The sequence below is a fragment of the Paraburkholderia sp. BGA-UO-ETr-F12 genome (assembly GCF_059567945.1).
Map to the genome: position 1 here is coordinate 49,713 of NZ_JCAQOZ010000012.1, position 17,674 is coordinate 67,386.

General features: G+C 61.3%; 15 protein-coding genes. All 15 read right to left on the minus strand.

Annotation, left to right across the window (positions count from 1 at the left end; all coding sequences use genetic code 11):
- Positions 1-2: 2 nt before the first annotated feature.
- A complete protein-coding gene (ureG, locus tag AC57B6_RS03820) occupies positions 3-656 on the minus strand; it encodes an urease accessory protein UreG (protein WP_491563273.1) in 654 nt (217 codons plus the stop codon).
- A gap of 11 nt (positions 657-667) precedes the next feature.
- Positions 668-1,348: an urease accessory protein UreF gene (locus AC57B6_RS03825; protein ID WP_444515227.1), complete on the minus strand. Its 681-nt coding sequence runs from the start codon at positions 1,346-1,348 to the stop codon at positions 668-670.
- Positions 1,335-1,991 (minus strand): urease accessory protein UreE, encoded by a 657-nt coding sequence (ureE, locus tag AC57B6_RS03830; RefSeq protein ID WP_496420725.1) that lies wholly within the window; start codon positions 1,989-1,991, stop codon positions 1,335-1,337. The genes AC57B6_RS03825 and ureE overlap by 14 nt, the downstream gene beginning before the upstream one ends.
- Positions 1,992-1,993: 2 nt before the next feature.
- Entirely contained in the window at positions 1,994-3,700 is a 1,707-nt protein-coding gene (gene ureC, locus AC57B6_RS03835) for an urease subunit alpha (RefSeq protein WP_216750231.1), read from the minus strand.
- A 52-nt stretch (positions 3,701-3,752) separates the two neighbouring features.
- Positions 3,753-4,058 carry an urease subunit beta gene (locus tag AC57B6_RS03840; protein ID WP_046566532.1) on the minus strand — a complete coding sequence of 102 codons (306 nt, stop codon included), beginning with the start codon at positions 4,056-4,058 and terminating at the stop codon, positions 3,753-3,755.
- 32 nt (positions 4,059-4,090) lie between these two features.
- Positions 4,091-4,393: an urease subunit gamma gene (ureA, locus tag AC57B6_RS03845; RefSeq protein ID WP_054041799.1), complete on the minus strand. Its 303-nt coding sequence runs from the start codon at positions 4,391-4,393 to the stop codon at positions 4,091-4,093.
- 163 nt (positions 4,394-4,556) lie between these two features.
- Entirely contained in the window at positions 4,557-5,360 is an 804-nt protein-coding gene (locus AC57B6_RS03850) for a transporter substrate-binding domain-containing protein (RefSeq protein ID WP_279226895.1), read from the minus strand.
- A gap of 204 nt (positions 5,361-5,564) precedes the next feature.
- Positions 5,565-7,397 carry a tetratricopeptide repeat protein gene (locus tag AC57B6_RS03855; protein WP_496420726.1) on the minus strand — a complete coding sequence of 611 codons (1,833 nt, stop codon included), beginning with the start codon at positions 7,395-7,397 and terminating at the stop codon, positions 5,565-5,567.
- An 85-nt stretch (positions 7,398-7,482) separates the two neighbouring features.
- A complete protein-coding gene (locus tag AC57B6_RS03860; protein WP_496420727.1) occupies positions 7,483-9,342 on the minus strand; it encodes a S8 family serine peptidase in 1,860 nt (619 codons plus the stop codon).
- A gap of 654 nt (positions 9,343-9,996) precedes the next feature.
- Positions 9,997-10,878, minus strand: coding sequence for an urease accessory protein UreD (locus tag AC57B6_RS03865; RefSeq protein ID WP_496420728.1), 882 nt, complete (start codon positions 10,876-10,878; stop codon positions 9,997-9,999).
- A 159-nt stretch (positions 10,879-11,037) separates the two neighbouring features.
- Positions 11,038-11,730 (minus strand): urea ABC transporter ATP-binding subunit UrtE, encoded by a 693-nt coding sequence (gene urtE / locus AC57B6_RS03870; protein ID WP_028199808.1) that lies wholly within the window; start codon positions 11,728-11,730, stop codon positions 11,038-11,040.
- Positions 11,731-12,505: 775 nt separating this feature from the next.
- A complete protein-coding gene (gene urtD / locus AC57B6_RS03875; RefSeq protein ID WP_028200539.1) occupies positions 12,506-13,369 on the minus strand; it encodes an urea ABC transporter ATP-binding protein UrtD in 864 nt (287 codons plus the stop codon).
- On the minus strand, positions 13,366-14,562 hold the full coding sequence (gene urtC, locus AC57B6_RS03880) for an urea ABC transporter permease subunit UrtC (RefSeq protein ID WP_496420729.1): 1,197 nt from the start codon (positions 14,560-14,562) through the stop codon (positions 13,366-13,368). The genes urtD and urtC overlap by 4 nt, the downstream gene beginning before the upstream one ends.
- Before the next feature lies 1 nt (position 14,563).
- Entirely contained in the window at positions 14,564-16,201 is a 1,638-nt protein-coding gene (urtB, locus tag AC57B6_RS03885; protein WP_081833269.1) for an urea ABC transporter permease subunit UrtB, read from the minus strand.
- 114 nt (positions 16,202-16,315) lie between these two features.
- Positions 16,316-17,614, minus strand: a complete 1,299-nt coding sequence (urtA, locus tag AC57B6_RS03890; RefSeq protein ID WP_106356702.1) for an urea ABC transporter substrate-binding protein — start codon at positions 17,612-17,614, stop codon at positions 16,316-16,318.
- Positions 17,615-17,674 lie beyond the last annotated feature (60 nt).

Here is a 17,674-nt window from a genome sequence, read left to right on the forward strand (position 1 = left end):
CCTTAAGCCTTCAACAACCCCTTCTTCTCGATAAACTTCACCACCACATCCAGTCCGTCGAGCGCCTTCAGATTGCACATCACGAAGGGGCGCTCGCCGCGCATTTTCTTCGCGTCCGAGGCCATCACCTCCAGATTCGCGCCGACCATCGGCGCGAGATCGGTCTTGTTGATGATCAGCAGATCCGATTTCGTGATGCCTGGGCCGCCTTTGCGCGGAATCTTCTCGCCACCGGCCACGTCGATCACGTAGATCGTCAGGTCCGACAATTCCGGGCTAAACGTCGCCGCGAGATTGTCGCCGCCCGATTCGATGAACACGATGTCCGCGTCGGGAAAACGCGTCAGCATCCGGTCGACCGCTTCGAGATTGATCGATGCATCTTCACGAATCGCCGTATGCGGGCAGCCGCCCGTTTCCACGCCCATGATCCGTTCTGCCGGCAATGCGCCCGCCACGGTCAATAGACGCTGATCTTCTTTCGTATAGATGTCGTTGGTGATCGCGACGAGGTCGTACTGCTCGCGCATCGCCTTGCAGAGCATTTCGAGCAGAGTGGTCTTGCCCGAGCCGACCGGTCCGCCGACGCCGACGCGCAGCGGCGGCAGTTTCTTCGTGCGAGTGGAAGGGTGAGCGGCGTGATGAGGTGCGTTCATGATGGATCGTTTTATGAGCGAAAAAGCCGCGAATACTGCGACTCGTGACGCGCCGACAGAATGCCCAGTTGCGGCGCGAAGGTGTTGATGTCGTCGGGTGAGGTGGCCAATGCGCGCGTGACAGCGGCGTCTATCGGCTCACGTAACGCGACGATGATGCGTTGCCCCGCGAGTTGGCCGAGCGGCACCGCTTTCAGTGCGGCGGCCGCCTGGTTTTCCACCCAGCTGAAGGCGTAGGCGGCAAGTGCGGCGTCCGGCGCTGCGTCGTGGGCGAAGGCGGCGAAGGCGAAAGCCGTGGGTTGGGCGAGAGGCTTGAGCGACGCCAGCGTTGCGCGCCGGTCGGCGTCGCCCCATTCTAGCGACACGCACAATTGTCGCAGCGACCAACCCATCTGTTCCGTCTCACGCCTGAGCTCGGCGGACTCGCGGCTCGCCAGGAATTCGCTGTTGGCTTCTCTCAGGCCGTCGGCGTCGTGCGCGCGCCAGCGTTCCATCTGATGCGCGAGGAACGGGAGCTCGCCGCGCGCGAGTACGTCGGTCAAGCCGCTCGCGATCCAGTCGCGTGCCGAATCGGCGTCGGTGATGAGTTGCGCTTCGATCGCGGCTTCCAGACCCTGCGAGTAGCTGAACGCGCCGATTGGCAGCGCCGGCGAGGCCAGATGCAACAGCGCCGTGAGTTCAGCGATGCGCATGGTGATGATGATGCCCGTGGCCGCACGATTCGTCGTGGACGTGATCGTCGTGGCTATGGTCATGGCCGTGCTCGTGCTCATGTGAGTGGCCGTGCGCATGATCATGATCGTGCGAGTGCTCATGCCCATGGTGTTCGCCGAACACCTGCTGCGCGAGCGCATAGTCTTCCGCGAAGGTCTCGTCGTGGCCATGCTTGTGACCGCCGCCATACGCGCCGGATTCCGGCTGGAACGGCATCGACACCTGATCCACGCTTGCTCCAATGCGCTTCAGCATATCGGCGAGCACCGGATCGTATTCGAGCTTCAGATAATCCGCGCCGACTTCAACGGGCGTATGGCGATTGCCGAGGTGATACGCGGCGCGCGTCAGCGTCAACACATCTTTCGCGCGCACGACCAGCACCGCTTCGGGCGCGGCGACGATACGCACCAGAGCGCCATCGTCAGCGACCAGCACATCGCCGTCGCGCAGCACGGTGCCGCGTGGCAGCAGCAGCGCGACTTCCTCACCGTTATCGAGTGTGGCCGCAAGCCGGCTCTTACGCCGGTCGTCGAAGGTGAGCGTCAAGGTCGGCGCGCGTTTCACCAGCACTGGTGCCAGTTTCAGATGCGGCGCGATCAGTTTGTCGAGAGTGCGCATGCTTAGAACAGGAAGTAGCGTTGCGCCATCGGCAGCACCGTGGCGGGCTCGCACGTCAGCAACTGACCGTCGGCGATCACCTGATACGTTTCCGGATCGACGCTGATCGACGGGCGCCACGCGTTGTGAATCATGTCGGCCTTCGTGATGTTGCGGCAGTTCTTCACTGCAACGATACGCTTGTTCAGGCCATAACGTTCGCCCACGCCCGCATCCGCTGCCATCTGCGAAACGAAGGTCAGGGAAGTGCGGCCCAGTGCACCGCCACGCGTGGCGAACATCTCGCGATAGTGGACCGGTTGCGGCGTCGGGATCGATGCGTTCGGGTCGCCCATCTGCGCCATTGCGATCATGCCGCCCTTCAGAATCAGCGACGGTTTGATGCCGAAAAACGCGGGTTCCCAGAACACCAGATCGGCCCACTTGCCCGGCTCGATCGAGCCGACTTCGTGCGAGATGCCGTGCGTGATGGCCGGGTTGATCGTGTACTTGGCGACATAACGCTTCGCGCGGAAATTGTCGTGGCGCGCGTTGTCTTCAGGCAGCGCGCCGCGTTGCACTTTCATCTTGTGCGCGGTTTGCCACGTACGGATGATCACTTCGCCCACGCGCCCCATCGCCTGAGAATCCGACGACAGCATCGACAACGCGCCGAGGTCATGCAGGATGTCTTCGGCAGCAATGGTCTCGCGACGAATGCGCGACTCGGCAAACGCGATATCTTCCGCAATCGACGGGTCCAGGTGGTGACACACCATCAACATGTCGAGATGTTCTTCGAGCGTGTTGACGGTATACGGGCGCGTCGGATTGGTGGACGAGGGCAACACGTTCGCTTCGCCACACACCTTGATGATGTCCGGCGCATGGCCGCCGCCCGCGCCTTCCGTGTGATACGTGTGAATCGTGCGGCCCTTGAACGCGGCCACGGTCGCTTCCACGAAACCTGCTTCGTTTAGCGTATCGGTGTGGATCGCGACCTGCGTGTCGGTGTCGTCGGCGACGGACAGACAGTTGTCGATCGCGGCAGGCGTCGTGCCCCAGTCTTCGTGCAGCTTCAAACCGATCGCGCCGGCGGCGATCTGCTCCAGCGCCGGTTGCGGCTGGCTCACATTGCCCTTGCCGAGAAAGCCGAGATTCATCGGATAGCCATCGGCTGCCTGCAACATGCGTTCGAGATGCCACGGACCCGGCGTGCAGGTTGTCGCGTTCGTGCCCGTAGCCGGACCCGTGCCGCCGCCGAGCATCGTCGTCACGCCGCTCGCGAGCGCCTCTTCGATCTGCTGCGGGCTGATGAAGTGAATGTGTGTATCGATGCCGCCCGCCGTCACGATCAAACCTTCGCCGGCGATCACCTCGGTGGACGCGCCGATCGCGATCGTCACGTTCGGCTGGATATCGGGGTTGCCCGCTTTGCCGATTGCGGCGATGCGGCCGTTCTTGATGCCGATGTCGGCCTTGACGATGCCCCAGTGATCGAGAATCACCGCATTCGTCACGACCGTGTCGACCACATCGGCATGCACGCGTTGCGACTGGCCCATGCCGTCGCGAATCACCTTGCCGCCGCCGAATTTCACTTCCTCGCCGTAGGTTGTGAAGTCGCGTTCGACTTCGATCAGCAACTCGGTATCGGCGAGGCGCACGCGGTCGCCGGTCGTGGGGCCGAACATTTCCGCGTATGCGCGGCGGCCAATGCGTAATGTCATGGTGTGGGTCCGGAGATGAGCAAGGTGGCCAGAGCAAGTGCCTGAAGAGGCATCAGAGCTTGCCCATGACCTTGCCGTTGAAGCCGTAGACGATGCGCTCGCCCGCCAGTTCGACCAGTTCGACGGTGCGCTCCTGCCCGGGCTCGAAGCGCACGGCGGTGCCTGCCGCAATGTTCAGGCGGAAGCCGCGAGCCGTTTCGCGATCGAAGGAAAGCGCTTCGTTCACTTCGTAGAAGTGATAGTGCGAGCCGATTTGCACCGGCCGGTCGCCGGTATTCGACACGACCACCGTGACGGTCGCGCGGCCCGCGTTGAGTTCGTGTTCGCCGTCGTCGATGAGGAGTTCGCCGGGAATCATGAGGCTGCCTTTACGGGGTACGGAGGTACGGGTTACGGGATCGGATGGTGAACGGTGACGAGCTTGGTGCCGTCGGGGAAGGTGGCTTCGACCTGGATATCGGGGATCATTTCCGGCACGCCTTCCATCACGTCGGCGCGCGTCAGCAACGTGGTGCCGTAATGCATGACCTCGGCGACCGTTTTGCCGTCGCGGGCCGCTTCCATCAGCGCGGCGGTGATGAACGCGATCGCTTCCGGGTAATTCAGTTTGAGGCCGCGAGCGCGGCGCCGTTCGGCGAGCAGCGCGGCGGTGAAGATCAGCAGCTTGTCCTTCTCGCGAGGTGTCAGCTTCATTGAATGTGTGCGGTGGGTTGCGCCGGTCCCGAGCTGGGCCGGCTGCGACAATGATAGGCGCTGCGCGCCATGGCTGCGATCGCATGCTGCGCACGGGATGAAGCCACGACGAGTGCAATGCCGGATAAGCCAGCTACGGTATCAACTTTGGCTAACGACGCGCTTACAGATCGGCCGGCAGCGGCGCGCCGAACCACTTCTTCGACATGGCGTTGAGCGTGCCGTCCTGCTTCGCTTGCGCGATTGCCGCATTGACCTTCTGTTGCAGGCGCGGCTCGTTCTTATTCATGCCGACAAAGCACGGCGAATTCTTGATGACGAACTTCGGCTCCGGGCGCCGCGGCGGATTTTTCGCGAGAATCGCCGCAGCGACGATATTGCCGGCGGCGATCAATTGCACCTGCCCCGAGAGGAACGCGGCAATGGTCGCGTTGTTATCTTCGAAGCGCTTGATGGTCGCATTCGGCGCCATTTGCGTGAGACCGATTTCCTCGAGCGCGCCGCGCGTGGCGCCGACCGTCTTGCCAGTGAGGTCGGCGGGGCCGGTGACCTTGATGTCGGCGGGACCGAACACGCCCTGGTAGTAAGGCGCATAGGCGGTCGAAAAATCGATGACCTTGTCGCGCTCAGGCGTTTTCCCGAGCGACGAAATCACCAGATCGACCTTGCCCGTCTGCAGATACGGAATACGGTTCGCGCTGTTGACCGGCACGAGTTCGAGCTTCACGTTCATCGACTTCGCCAGCAGCGCGGCGGTATCGATGTCATAACCTTGCGGCTTCATATCCGGGCCGACCGAACCGAACGGCGGATAGTCTTCCGGCACAGCGACTTTCAGCACACCTGCCTTGGCGATACTGTCGAGCGTATCCGCGTGAGCGATGGGCGCATGGATGGCGAGGACGGGCGAGAGCAACAGTGCGGCGAGCCAGGCGCGACGCGCGGGACGAAGAATCGGTCGAGTCATGTCAGGTGAGCGGTGGTGGTGAAAGCGGTCGGCTGCCGTCAGGGTGCGGCAGCATCGTGGGGAATCCCGACGCAAGGTGTGTGCCATGCCGGTGCGATAGGCGCGGGCGCGCAGTTATCGAGTCTGTGCACACCGGTGGGGCATTGTTAATCCCAATCTGGTGCGCGAATGGCTTCGCGGCGATTGAGCGCGAATGCCGCGCCGCTATGAGATCTCGACTTCGCGTGGGCACGCGCGGCGTTGCAATGCCTGCCGCACGGTCTCGACCACGCTGGTCCAATCGCCCGGCGTGCGCTGGCGAAACAATCGCATTGACGGATACCAGGGGCTGTCGGTCCGGTCTATCAACCATCGCCAGTCCGCGCATGTGGGAATCAGCATCCATACAGGCAAGCCTGCCGCTCCGGCGAGATGCGCCACGGATGTGTCCACCGTAATCAGCAAGTCGAGCGTTTCGAGTATCGCGAGCGTGTCGGTGAAGTCGTTGATTTGCGGTCCGAGCGTTCGCAACTCAAATTCGAGGGCCAAGGATTCGCTCTGCCGCTCGAGTTCGCCCTTTTGCAGCGAATGCCAGATCACGTCCGGAACGGAAAAAAGCGGCTTCAGCAAGTCCAGCGAAATGGACCGGTAACGATCGAGGCCATGCGTGGGACTGCCGGCCCACACCACGCCGACACGCAGTTGCGCGGGATGCCGCTTTGGCGAAATCGCATCGATGCGGGTTTGCCACTGCTGTCGCTTGTGTTTCGTGCCTCTGAGATAAGGCATCGCGACGGGAAGCATCGACATGCTCAGATGCATGTACTCCGGCATCCGCAGCATGCGGCACCAGTAGTTGTAATGTGCGGATGGCCTCGTCACGTAGACATCGCGCACACCCGCGGCGCAGGCTGCAATTTCCGCAAGCGGGCCGTGAATCCAGACGTCGACGTTTGCGCCTCGTCGATGAAGCCAATCCGCGCATCGCAGAAACTGCAATTCGTCTCCCAGACCTTGCTCGCCAACCAGCAGGAAGTCGCATCCGGCGACACTTTCCCCTTTCCACAAAGGGACACCCGGGACCGCCGCGTCCTCGGTTTCTGCGAGCTTGTCCAGCCACTTGTATCGTTTCCACCCCTCTTCGAAATCGCCGAAACGCAGCAGCGTGGTGGCCAGGTTGTATTGCATGGTCGCGTTGTCGGGCATGAGCCGCGCCGCTTCGATCGAGTGAGTTCGCATCTGCTGAAAATCACCGAGCATGCTGAGCGCGAAAGTTGCGTTGTGATGCAGCCAGGCATTCGCCGGATCCAGGCGAAGACCTTGGTTTGCCACAGCGAGTGAGTCTTCAGGTCGATCAACGCAATTCAGCGCGAATGAGAGTTCCTTGAGTGCGGTGGCGTTGTCAGCAAAGTACTCGCGCATCTGCGAGACAACGGTGCCGATGAGATCGGCACGCCCCGCCTTGCCTAATGCTTGTATGAGCTCGGCGCCGTCTGCCGCGCGGGTTGGATCGATGGCCCACGCGCGTAACCAGTAAGTTGCGGCATCGTCGTGACTTCCTGACAGTTGGCTGATTGACGCGAGCGAGCGCAAGGCGTGATGCGAGCCGGGTTCGATCTCCAGCGACTTCGCGTAATACGTCATGGCTTCGTCGAGGCGTTTAGACGAACGCAGGCAGTCCGCGAGATTCGCGTAGATGGTGGCGCTTCTGTCCGCGAAAGCCAGCGCGCGATGGAAGAAGGCTTCGGCCGCAATCGGGTCGCCGGTCAACGCGGCAAGCAAGCCACGTTGTTCCCATAAGTCGGCGCGCTGCGGAGCCACATGCAAGGCGCGGTCGAAGAATTTGCTGGCCTCGTCGAGCTGCCCGTTTTCGAAAAAGGCTATGCCGGCATGATGCAGCGCTTGCAAATGGCGTGGTTGCCGCTTGAGGATCTGTTCATATTCGTAGATTGCTTCAGCCAGGCGGCGTGCGCGGAAGTGGGCATCCGCGCGCGCCATGCATGCGTCAATGCTCGCCAGTGCGGCCGGGCGATTGACTGACGGGATGCTGTTGTTCATAAGAGGTACTGTCTGCCAATAGGGAGTGGACGCAGCGCCCTTGCACCTGTGTTCGCGCAAGGGCGCCGGTTTCACGTTCGTGTGATTAGTTGGCGAGGCTGGCCACCATCGAGACATCTTGCACGTTAGTGAAAGCGCTCAAGGCAATGTAGTACGTTCCGGGTTGCGGATTGCTAATCACGCAATTCTGGGCTCGTCCGCTGACAATCGTGCCTTCACAGATAGGGTTGAGCATGGACGGCGTATCGCGCCGCACCCTCATGATCGCCGTGCCGGCTCCGCCGGACATCGCGGTCGTCAGGCTCTTCGCGCCGGCCGGAACCGTAATCGAATAAAACGACACCTCGTAGCTGTTGGCCGAGAACCTGATGGCCTGATCGGGTCGCAACGTCTGGACGGGCGGCGCATAAACCGCCAGTCTGCGTACGACCTTGCTTGTTGCGCCGCTACTATCGGTGACCTTTAACGACATATCGTAGTTGCCGGCGTATTCGATATTCAGATTGTCCCAATGACGAGCGTCCGTCACCGTAACCTCAGGATTGTCGCCGAGCTTCCAGGTTCGCGACACGAGGGTGGGGCCGCCCCGACTGGTGGAAAGATCCTGGCAGTCCAACTGCATGACATTGCTTTTCTTCTGTACGCAACGGAAATCCGCCGCCGCCGGTATCTTGCCGGATCTGGCTGCTTCGACCGTTGCGGCGGCGTCGAGCATTCCCGCGCCCAATGGGAATGCCTGGGACCCCGGAACGAAAGCTCGGGCGTTCTGCATGAGCAGACTGCGGACCTCGGGCGGTGTCAGCGGCTTCGGCGCGGCCGCCTGGGCGAGCGCAATCACGCCGGAAACGAACGGAGCGGCCATCGAAGTTCCGCTCAGGAAGGTGTACGACTCCGAAGTCGGTGTGCGGCCGCCGCCGGCCCAGGTGGACCAGATGTTTTCGCCGGGGGCGGCGAGGTCCACAACGGGCCCGTAGTTCGCGGAGTTGCCGCGCGTGCCGTCCGGCATGAGGCTCGATGCGACGATGACGCCCTGGCAATTGCCGGGTTGATAGAAGCCCGCGTTCAGATTGTCGTTGCCGGCCGCGACCACGACCGAGGCGCCTCTGCCTGTTGCGTCATCGATTGCCTGCTGATAAGTGATACTGCAATTGCCGTTGCCCCCCAGACTGAGATTGAGGACCCTCGCCGGAAACGGATTCGCCGGGACGCCGGAAACGGTCCCTCCAGCCGCCCACGTGATGCCGTCTGCCACATCCGACATCAAACCGCTCCCGCATCCGTTGAGGACCCGAACCGGTACGACCTTCGCACCCCATGCCGTGCCGGCCATGCCCTTGCCGTTGTTGGTCAACGCGGCGAGGATGCCGGCGACGTGGGTGCCATGCCATGTGACGCCGCAAGTTCCCTCCGCGAGACCGGGATTCGAACCGTTGCCGCCGCGATTGCTTGCCGTAAAGTCGTAACCGGGCAGGATGTTGGCATCGAGATCGCTGTGCGGTGTCACGCCGTTATCGAGCATGGCAATCACCACGCCCGAGCCGTTGCTGATGTCCCATGCCTGCTCAGGTCGAATACCCGCGGCCCAATTGCTCATGTTTCCGCGCTGCTGAAGGGCCCATTGCCGGGGGGCATAGTCAGGGTCATTGGGTGTCATGGTCGTGTGCATCGGCACGTCGGCTTCGACATATTCCACGTCGGGATTCGACGCAATGTCGCGCATGAATGCGGTGGCTTCGACAGCGGTTAATTTGCGATCCGACGCGATAAGGTCCGCACCGACGCCGAGGCGCCGCAAATGCCGCGCTTTCATCCCGAAGCGCTTGCCATGAGCGTTGAGTAGCGGCTGGACCGTCTCCGGCGACGTGCGTTCAGACGTGCCGTCACGATACTTGACGATGAAGCGGTCATTCGACGCACCGGCTTCCATGCCGCTCGTGTTGATCATGGCGGTTCGCGAAGGCAAGCGCGAATCATCGGCAGTTGTAGCCGCGTTGTTTGTCGCGGAGGGAACGGACTGATCGGCGGAATCGACATCGTTGCGTCCACCGCATGCCGTTAGCGCGAGTGATAACGACAGGTACGTTGCAGCCAGCAACGCCGCTCTTAAATTTTTTGCCCTTGATGTCGTGGCGTGATCGAGTTGCGCACGCCGAAAATCCGGCCACGCTCTAGCAAATCTTTTTTTCATTATTGGTAATGTCCTTCGCACCGCAGGAAGAAGGATGGCCCCTGTTTTTCTGTTGGCTGCAGTCGCGCACGTGGGTGTGCTGATCGAGCCGGTCTCCACCTTTGGCGATCGGTTACGCCGATGGTATTTTTCTTGATTGAGCTATTAGTTAGCGCATGCGAGCTTAATATGGCTAGTGAACAGCCATGTCTGCTTTTGTTGCGGAAATTTCAGTGAAACTGGGGGGATTGCTGGTGATTCGCTGGAAGGCTTGGGGCGGGGTGATTCACATACCCTGCGTAAGCTGGTGAAGCCGGTCAGGGCAAGCGGCAAGCGTGACCGTCATGACGTGAGCTCACGTGACGGTCAACGAGGAGATGTTGTGTAGATGTGCACTGAAACAGGAATGAATGATGCGGATGACCGTTGCAGTCACGTCGACCAGATTCGCAGTGGTACGGCCTCGACTCCGTGCACAACAGGTCTCAACTGAAGCCAGCACTGTGTCAAAGCCCGCTGCAGCATTTCCATGGACCGCGAGACCGCTCGCACGAGCAACACGCCATCCGTGACACAGGAAGCGGCGACCCGCAATGAATCATCGAACGGCAACTCGGCAGTGAGCGCCTCAGCGAGTGCATCATTGCAGGCTGTCCCCACCGCCCACAGCGTCCCGTAAGCGGGAAATCCGGCTAGCCCCTGGGCCGCGTCCCGCAATGAATCCTCCGCCGCAAGGCTTGCGCGTTCGAGCCACAGCGCCTCGCCATTCGCGCCAACGATTCGTGATACCGCGCGCAGATGCCCGGCCGACCATCGCTCGCCGGCCGCTTGCCGCCCAAGCTGCGTGGCATCCCACCCAATTGCGGTTGCGCCTTCATCCAGCGTCAGCGAAAAATCCAGCATCGCATTGGCGTGATCGAAAACGATATTGTTCTGCGGCAGCCAGTCGAGCTTTGCCTGCGGGCCGACACGCACTGCAATATTTTGCCGTGCGGCACGGCCATTGGACTTGTACCACTTGGTCGCGCCAGGCGTGGTGACGACGGCATGCGCGCCGTCGCCCACGGTCACATCGATGTCGAGATGATCGCCGCCTGCGATTCCGCCCGGCGGATGCACGATAACTGCATGACAAATCGCATGGCCTTCCGGGTAAAGCGGCCTTTGTATGCGCAACGGACCGTCATGCCGCCGATGTTTGAGCGTGGTCCGCTCGCCGTCTTTGACGAAGCCGAGTTCGAGGCGCGCGCGCCATTGCGAGTGCGTGGTGTTTTGCGCGGTGGCGAGTGCGACGTGGTTTTCGTGAAGCGACATACGGATGGAAGTGCGAATGGGCGGGCGGCGCGTAAAGGATGCAGCAAGTGACGCGCTGGCAGCCGGGTCAACGCGAAGCGTGTCAGCGCGCGCGAGGCAACGGCTGGTCGCGTTGCTACAGAATGCGGCGAGGATAGCACGCTGCGCTGCTCGCACGCGTCAGACGGCGATCAGTGCGCGTACGCCATCGGTATCCATGTTGGCTCCTTCGCCGCCGGCGACGATTTCACCGCGGCTCATGACCCAGTACCGATCGGCAATTTCCTTGGCGAAGTCGTAATACTGTTCGACGAGCAGTACGGTCATGCCCATTTCTTCGACCAGTTGGCGCAGTGTGCGGCCGATGTCCTGGATGATCGAGGGTTGGATACCTTCGGTGGGTTCGTCGAGGATCAGCAATTGCGGGTCGCTCATTAGCGCGCGGCCGATTGCGAGTTGTTGTTGCTGACCGCCGGAGAGGTCGCCGCCGCGGCGGCTGCGCATATCCTTGAGGACTGGGAATAATTCGTAGATGCGGTCCGGGATTTTTTTGGGGGCTTTTTTGCTGGCTGCGCCGACTAGCAGATTTTCTTCTACTGTCAGGCGGGGGAAGATGTCGCGGCCTTGCGGGACGTAGGCGAGGCCTTTCTCCACGCGGGAATAGGTGGGGAGTTTGGTGATGGGGGCGCCGCGCCAGGCGATGGAGCCGCTTCTGGTTTGGACGACGCCCATCAGGCATCGGAGCAGCGTTGTTTTGCCTACGCCGTTGCGGCCTAGCAGGACGGTTAGTTTGCCGTCCGGCACGGTGAGTTTTACATCGCGGAGGATGTGGCTGCCGCCGTAGTACTGGTTCAGGTTTTCTACTTCTAGCATTTTTTTAGGGTCCTAAAGGGGAGCCTGTTTGGCGGGTTTCGTTTCTGTTTCCGTTTCTGTTCTGGTTTGGGGTTTGGTCTTTTGGCCTTTCCTTGCTTTCTTATCGGTCTATTAGCGTTCCCCCTGTGCGGGGGGGCACCTACTTTTCTTTGCCTGCCGCAAAGAAAAGTAGGCAAAAGAAAGCGGCTCAAACCGCTAGCTCATAAGCGGGTCCCCCGCACAGCCGCGGTAGTGGTGCATCTGGAATCTGCCTTCTCGCACATTCCGCCTCAGTGACAAAGCAGTCATACCTCCGGCGGCGCTGCGCGCGCCGACGCCCAGTTCAGAACACCACCCGCCGCGCTTCGCGCCGCGTCGTATCTGAAGTGATGCACCTCCAGAATGCCGCGTTGCTTGCGCATTGCTGCCTCGCCGAGACGAAGCCGATGGTTCCCGCTGCGCGAAGCGAAGCCGCTGGTTTCCCTGGCAGACCCGTCCGCGACGCACGTAGTGCGGAGTGGGAGCTGATGAGTCCTTTGTCAACGGCGCGGAGTGTGCGGGGGCACGGATTCCAGATGCACCACTACCGTGGCTGCGCGGGGGACCCGCTTAAGAATTAGCGGTTTGAGCCGCTTTCTTTTGCCTACTTTTCTTTGCGGCAGGCAAAGAAAAGTAGGTGCCGCCCCGCACAGGGGCAACGCTAATAGACCACTAACAAATCAAGGAAAGGCCAAAGAACCAAAGTCATAAACCCACAAACAAACAACCCGCCGTCAAGGCAAACCAACCCACACCATTACCGCCCAAGATAAGACTCAACCACCATCTCATCACGCTTAACCTCATCCAAAGTGCCATGCGCAAGAACCCGTCCTTCGGCCATCACCGTCACCTTCCCGGCGTCCCCCGACAACGCAGCAACAAACTCCATATCATGTTCAACAACCATCATCGAACACGTCCCACGCAGGTGATTAAGCAACTCAGCCAACTGCATGGTCTCGTCATCAGTCATACCAGCCGCAGGCTCATCAAGCAAAAGCAGCGCCGGCTGCTGCATCAGCAACATCCCAATCTCAAGCCGTTGCTTCTGCCCATGCGATAACTCGCCAGCGAGCCGCCGAGCCTCGCTCTCCAACCCAATCAACGCCAACGTCTCTTCAATCCGCGCCTGCGCCTCACGATCCAACCGTGCACGCAAGGAAGCCCACCACCCCTTGTCAGCCTTCATCGCCAACTCAAGGTTCTCCCACACAGGATGTTGCTCAAAAACCGTAGGCTTCTGAAACTTCCGCCCAATCCCGGCACGGGCAATAGACGGCTCGTTCATCCGCGTCAGATCGATCGACTGCCCCAGAAAAACCTTGCCGGAATCCGGCTCCGTCTTCCCCGTGATGACATCCATCATCGTTGTCTTGCCAGCGCCATTCGGCCCGATAATGCAACGCAGCTCGCCCGCATCGATCGCAAGGCTCAACGCATTCAACGCGCGAAACCCGTCGAAACTCACGGTCACGTCTTCAAGGTACAGAATCGTCCCATGCGAAACATCGATCTCGCCTGGCACCACGGCGTGCCCCATACTCGCGACGCCGCTCAACGAGCGTTCGGCAGGCTCTTCAGGTAACGCAAGATCAGGAACCATCGGGTTTTCGTTCATGAGCGATTCCTCTTGCGCGTGACCATCTCAATCAGCCCCATGATGCCGTTCGGCAACAACAACGGGACCAGCACGAAGATCAAACCAAGAAAGAACAGCCAGTATTCAGGGAAGTTCGCCGTAAAAAAACTCTTCGCGCCATTCACCGCGAATGCACCGATGATCGGTCCGATCAACGTGCCGCGTCCGCCCACCGCAACCCAGATCGCCATCTCGATCGAGTTGCCCGGCGACATCTCGCCCGGGTTGATGATGCCGACCTGCGGCACGTACAGCGCACCGGCAATGCCGCACAAAACGGCGGAGACGGTCCACACGAAAAGCTTGTACGCGAGCGGGCTGTAGCCGAGGAACATCAGGCGCGTTTCGCCGTCGCGCACCGCAGTGACCACGCGGCCGAGTTTCGATGTGACGATCGCGCGTGCGCCGATAAACGCCAGGATCAATACCACGAACGTGATCAACAGCAGCGCAGTGCGCGTGCCCGGGTGCGTAATCGGAAAACCGCCGATGCGCTTGAAGTCGGTAAAGCCGTTGTTGCCGCCGAAGCCCGTTTCGTTGCGGTAGAACAGCAGCATGGCGGCGAATGTCATCGCCTGCGTGATGATCGACAGGTACACACCCTTCACCCGAGAACGGAACGTGAAGAAGCCGAACACCCACGCAACAACGGCGGGCACCAGCACCACCAGCAGCAGCGCATAACCGAGATGCTGTGTCCCCTGCCAGTACCATGGCAGCTGGTGCCAGTCGAGAAACACCATGAAGTCAGGCAGATCGCTGCCGTACTTGCCGTCGTGGCCGATCGAACGCATCAGGTACATGCCGATCGCGTAGCCGCCCAATGCAAAGAACAACGCGTGTCCGAGGCTCAGAATGCCGCAGTAGCCCCACACAAGGTCGAGCGCCAGCGCCGCAATCGCGTAGCACATGAACTTGCCGGTGATCGTCATCGCATACGCGGATAGATGGAACGCGCTCGTCTCCGGGACCACCAGGGTGGCGAACGGTACACCGAGACCGAACACGATGATCAACGCGATCAGCGCGAGCCACGCACTTCGCGACAGCAATGCGGGGCGTGGCGGCAAGCCGAGCGCGAAGCCGGACTGTGCGTCGTGCCCGGCAGCAGCGCGACCGCTCGTTGAGCCAGTGTGCGTTGACGGCGTGGCGGATGAGCTTGCCGATGTCATGTCATGCCTCCGCGCTGCGGCCCTTGAGAGCAAACATGCCCTGCGGACGCTTCTGGATGAACAACACGATCAGCACGAGCACGGCGATCTTGGCGAGCACCGCACCCCAGAACGGCTCGATCGCCTTGCTGACCAGCCCGAGCCCGAAGCCGCCGATCACCGTGCCTGCAAGCTGGCCGACGCCGCCAAGCACCACGGCCATGAATGAATCGATGATGTAGCTCTGGCCGAGGTCCGGCCCCACGTTGCCGATCTGCGAGAGCGCGCAGCCACCGAGGCCTGCAATGCCCGCGCCGAATGCGAACGCGTACGAATCGACTCGCGCGGTTTTTACGCCGACGCATGCCGCCATCCGCCGGTTCTGTGTGACGGCTCGCACGAACAGACCCAGGCGGGTTTTGGTGAGCACCGCCCACGCAATCCCGACGACGATCAGCGAAAACGCCAGAATCGCCAGCCGGTTGTACGGCAGGATCAGATTGGGCAGCACGGTCACGCCGCCGCTCATCCACGCGGGGTTGATCACCTGGACGTTCTGCGCGCCGAACAGCATGCGCGTTGCCTGAATCAGAATCAGGCTCACGCCGAATGTGGTCAGCAGGGTTTCGAGCGGGCGTCCATATAAGTGCTTCAACACCAGCCGTTCGAGCACGATGCCGACCAGCCCGGCTGCGGCGAATGAGGCCGGCACAGCAAGCAGCGGATACCAGTCGAACGCGCCGGGCGCAAAACGCTGGAACAGGTTCTGCACGACATAGGTGGCGTACGCGCCGATCATCAGGAATTCGCCGTGCGCCATGTTGATCACGCCGATCAGCCCGTACGTGATCGCGAGGCCTAATGCGGCGAGCAGCAGCACGCTGCCGAGCGACAGGCCGGCGAACAGCGTACCGGCGATCTGGCTGCGCCGCTGGATCGAATCGAGTTCGTCGATACCGCTTTGCGCGGCGGCGCGCACCCGGCTGTCCGTTTCGTTGAAGCTGCCGTCCGGCTTCTTCGCGACGAGCGGACGCAGTAGTTCGTTCATGTCGAGATCGTGCCGCGCGGCGACCAGTTGGACGGCTTCGAGGCGCTTGGCCGGGTCAGCGTCGTGCAACGCGGTCATCGCCCACAGCGTGTCCAGGCGTTTCTTGAGCGCCGGATCAGTTTCCTTCGCGCGTGCCGCATCGACGAGCGGCTTGATCGACGGATCCGGGTTTTGCAGCAACGCCGTAATGGCGGCACCGCGCGTGGCGGCGTCGGGCGAATCGAGTTGCAATCCCGAGAGCGCGCCGGCTACTTTCGAGCGCAGCAGGTTGTTCAGGGTGACAGGTTGCGCGTCGCCCGCGGCGACTGTTTTGCCCGTGATGGCATCGCGCGCCGTGTCGCCGTCTTGCAGCAGCACCTCGCCGGAATCGGTGGCGAGCGCGCTGTCCTCGGAGAGCGCTTTGAGGACAGCGAGCGATTCTTTGTCGTGGTTGGCGATCAGCTTGTCGATGGCCGCGGATTTCGCGTCGAAGTCATCGCCGGCGAGTGGTGCGACGTCGGCCGGAGTCAACGCGAAAGCGGCAAGCGGAGCGCCGGCGAGAAGCACGATCGCCAAGCTGCCGATGATCTCTCGCGCGCTGCGTCGTGCGGCAGTCAGGAATGAAAACGCCATGATGGCCTTTGAATAAAAACGGCAGGGCGGCGCGGCATCGTGCTGAAGAGCCGCTGCCACCGCGCCGTCGTATTACTTGCTGCTACTTACTGCGTCATCCTGTCTGATTCAGAATCAGGCAACGCGCGAGCGCTTCAGGAATGCAGGAATCGAGCTGACTACGTCCGGCTTGCTCGAATTGCCGGCGATGAACGGACTCCACGGTTGTGCGCGAACCGCGGTCTTGGTGCGCCACACCACGTTGAACTGGCCGTCGGCACGCACTTCGCCAATCATCACCGGCTTGTGCAGATGGTGATTGCCGTCCATCGTCAGTACGAAACCGGACGGCGCGTTGAAGGTCTGGCCGATCATCGCTACGCGCACCTTGTCGACGTCCGCGCTCTTCGCTTTCTCGACGGCCTGCTTCCACATATGGATACCGACGAAAGTAGCCTCCATCGGATCGTTGGTCACGCGTTTATCGCCGCCGGGCAGGTTGTTATCCTTGACCCATTTTTCGAACATCGCCTTGAACTTGGTGTTTTCCGGATTGCGCAAGGACATGAAGTAATTCCACGCGGCCAGATTGCCGACCAGCGGTTTCGTATCGATGCCGCGCAGTTCTTCTTCGCCGACCGAGAAGGCGACCACCGGCACATCCGTCGCCTTCAGCCCCTGGTTGCCCAGTTCCTTGTAGAACGGCACGTTCGAGTCGCCGTTGACGGTCGAGATCACCGCGGTCTTGCCGCCTTGCGAGAAGGTCTTGATGTTCGCGACGATGGTCTGATAGTCGCTGTGGCCGAACGGCGTGTAGACCTCCTGGATATCGGCTTCCTGCACGCCTTTCGACTTGAGGAACGCGCGCAGGATCTTGTTGGTCGTGCGGGGGTAGACGTAATCGGTGCCCAGCAGGAAGAAGCGCTTGGCGCCACCACCTTCCGCGCTCATCAGATATTCGGTTGCGGGAATCGCTTGCTGATTCGGCGCGGCGCCCGTGTAGAACACGTTGCGCGACATTTCCTCGCCTTCGTATTGCACCGGGTAGAACAGCAGGCCGTTCAGTTCTTCGAATACCGGCAGTACCGACTTGCGTGACACCGAGGTCCAGCAACCGAATACGACAGCGCACTTTTCCTGCGTGAGCAGTTGACGCGCTTTTTCGGCGAACAGCGGCCAGTTCGACGCCGGGTCCACGACCACCGGTTGCAGTTGGCGGCCCATGACGCCGCCGTTCTTGTTGATGTCCGCTATGGTCATCAGCGCGGTGTCTTTGAGCGAGGTCTCCGAGATTGCCATCGTGCCCGACAAGGAGTGCAGAACGCCTACCTTGATCGGCCCGCTGCCCGATTGCGCGTGAGCAAACGGAACCTGACCAGCAAGCGCCAGTGCGCCCGACATGGAGCCGAACTTCAACAGACTGCGACGTTTCATGTATTTCCCCTTGCCATGGATGGTGAATGTTTATGGGCGTCGATTTCAGACAGCAGGGCC

Coding starts and splice junctions, on each gene's coding strand:
- urtA (WP_106356702.1), bottom strand. CDS start 17,614: ATGAAACGTCGCAGTCTGTTGAAGTTCGGCTCCATGTCGGGCGCACTG.
- ureG (WP_491563273.1), bottom strand. CDS start 656: ATGAACGCACCTCATCACGCCGCTCACCCTTCCACTCGCACGAAGAAA.
- urtC (WP_496420729.1), bottom strand. CDS start 14,562: ATGACATCGGCAAGCTCATCCGCCACGCCGTCAACGCACACTGGCTCA.
- urtD (WP_028200539.1), bottom strand. CDS start 13,369: ATGAACGAAAACCCGATGGTTCCTGATCTTGCGTTACCTGAAGAGCCT.
- ureA (WP_054041799.1), bottom strand. CDS start 4,393: ATGAAGCTGACACCTCGCGAGAAGGACAAGCTGCTGATCTTCACCGCC.
- urtB (WP_081833269.1), bottom strand. CDS start 16,201: ATGGCGTTTTCATTCCTGACTGCCGCACGACGCAGCGCGCGAGAGATC.
- AC57B6_RS03840 (WP_046566532.1), bottom strand. CDS start 4,058: ATGATTCCCGGCGAACTCCTCATCGACGACGGCGAACACGAACTCAAC.
- AC57B6_RS03865 (WP_496420728.1), bottom strand. CDS start 10,878: ATGTCGCTTCACGAAAACCACGTCGCACTCGCCACCGCGCAAAACACC.
- AC57B6_RS03825 (WP_444515227.1), bottom strand. CDS start 1,348: ATGCGCATCGCTGAACTCACGGCGCTGTTGCATCTGGCCTCGCCGGCG.
- ureC (WP_216750231.1), bottom strand. CDS start 3,700: ATGACATTACGCATTGGCCGCCGCGCATACGCGGAAATGTTCGGCCCC.
- AC57B6_RS03855 (WP_496420726.1), bottom strand. CDS start 7,397: ATGAACAACAGCATCCCGTCAGTCAATCGCCCGGCCGCACTGGCGAGC.
- ureE (WP_496420725.1), bottom strand. CDS start 1,991: ATGCGCACTCTCGACAAACTGATCGCGCCGCATCTGAAACTGGCACCA.
- AC57B6_RS03860 (WP_496420727.1), bottom strand. CDS start 9,342: ATGATCAACACGAGCGGCATGGAAGCCGGTGCGTCGAATGACCGCTTC.
- AC57B6_RS03850 (WP_279226895.1), bottom strand. CDS start 5,360: ATGACTCGACCGATTCTTCGTCCCGCGCGTCGCGCCTGGCTCGCCGCA.
- urtE (WP_028199808.1), bottom strand. CDS start 11,730: ATGCTAGAAGTAGAAAACCTGAACCAGTACTACGGCGGCAGCCACATC.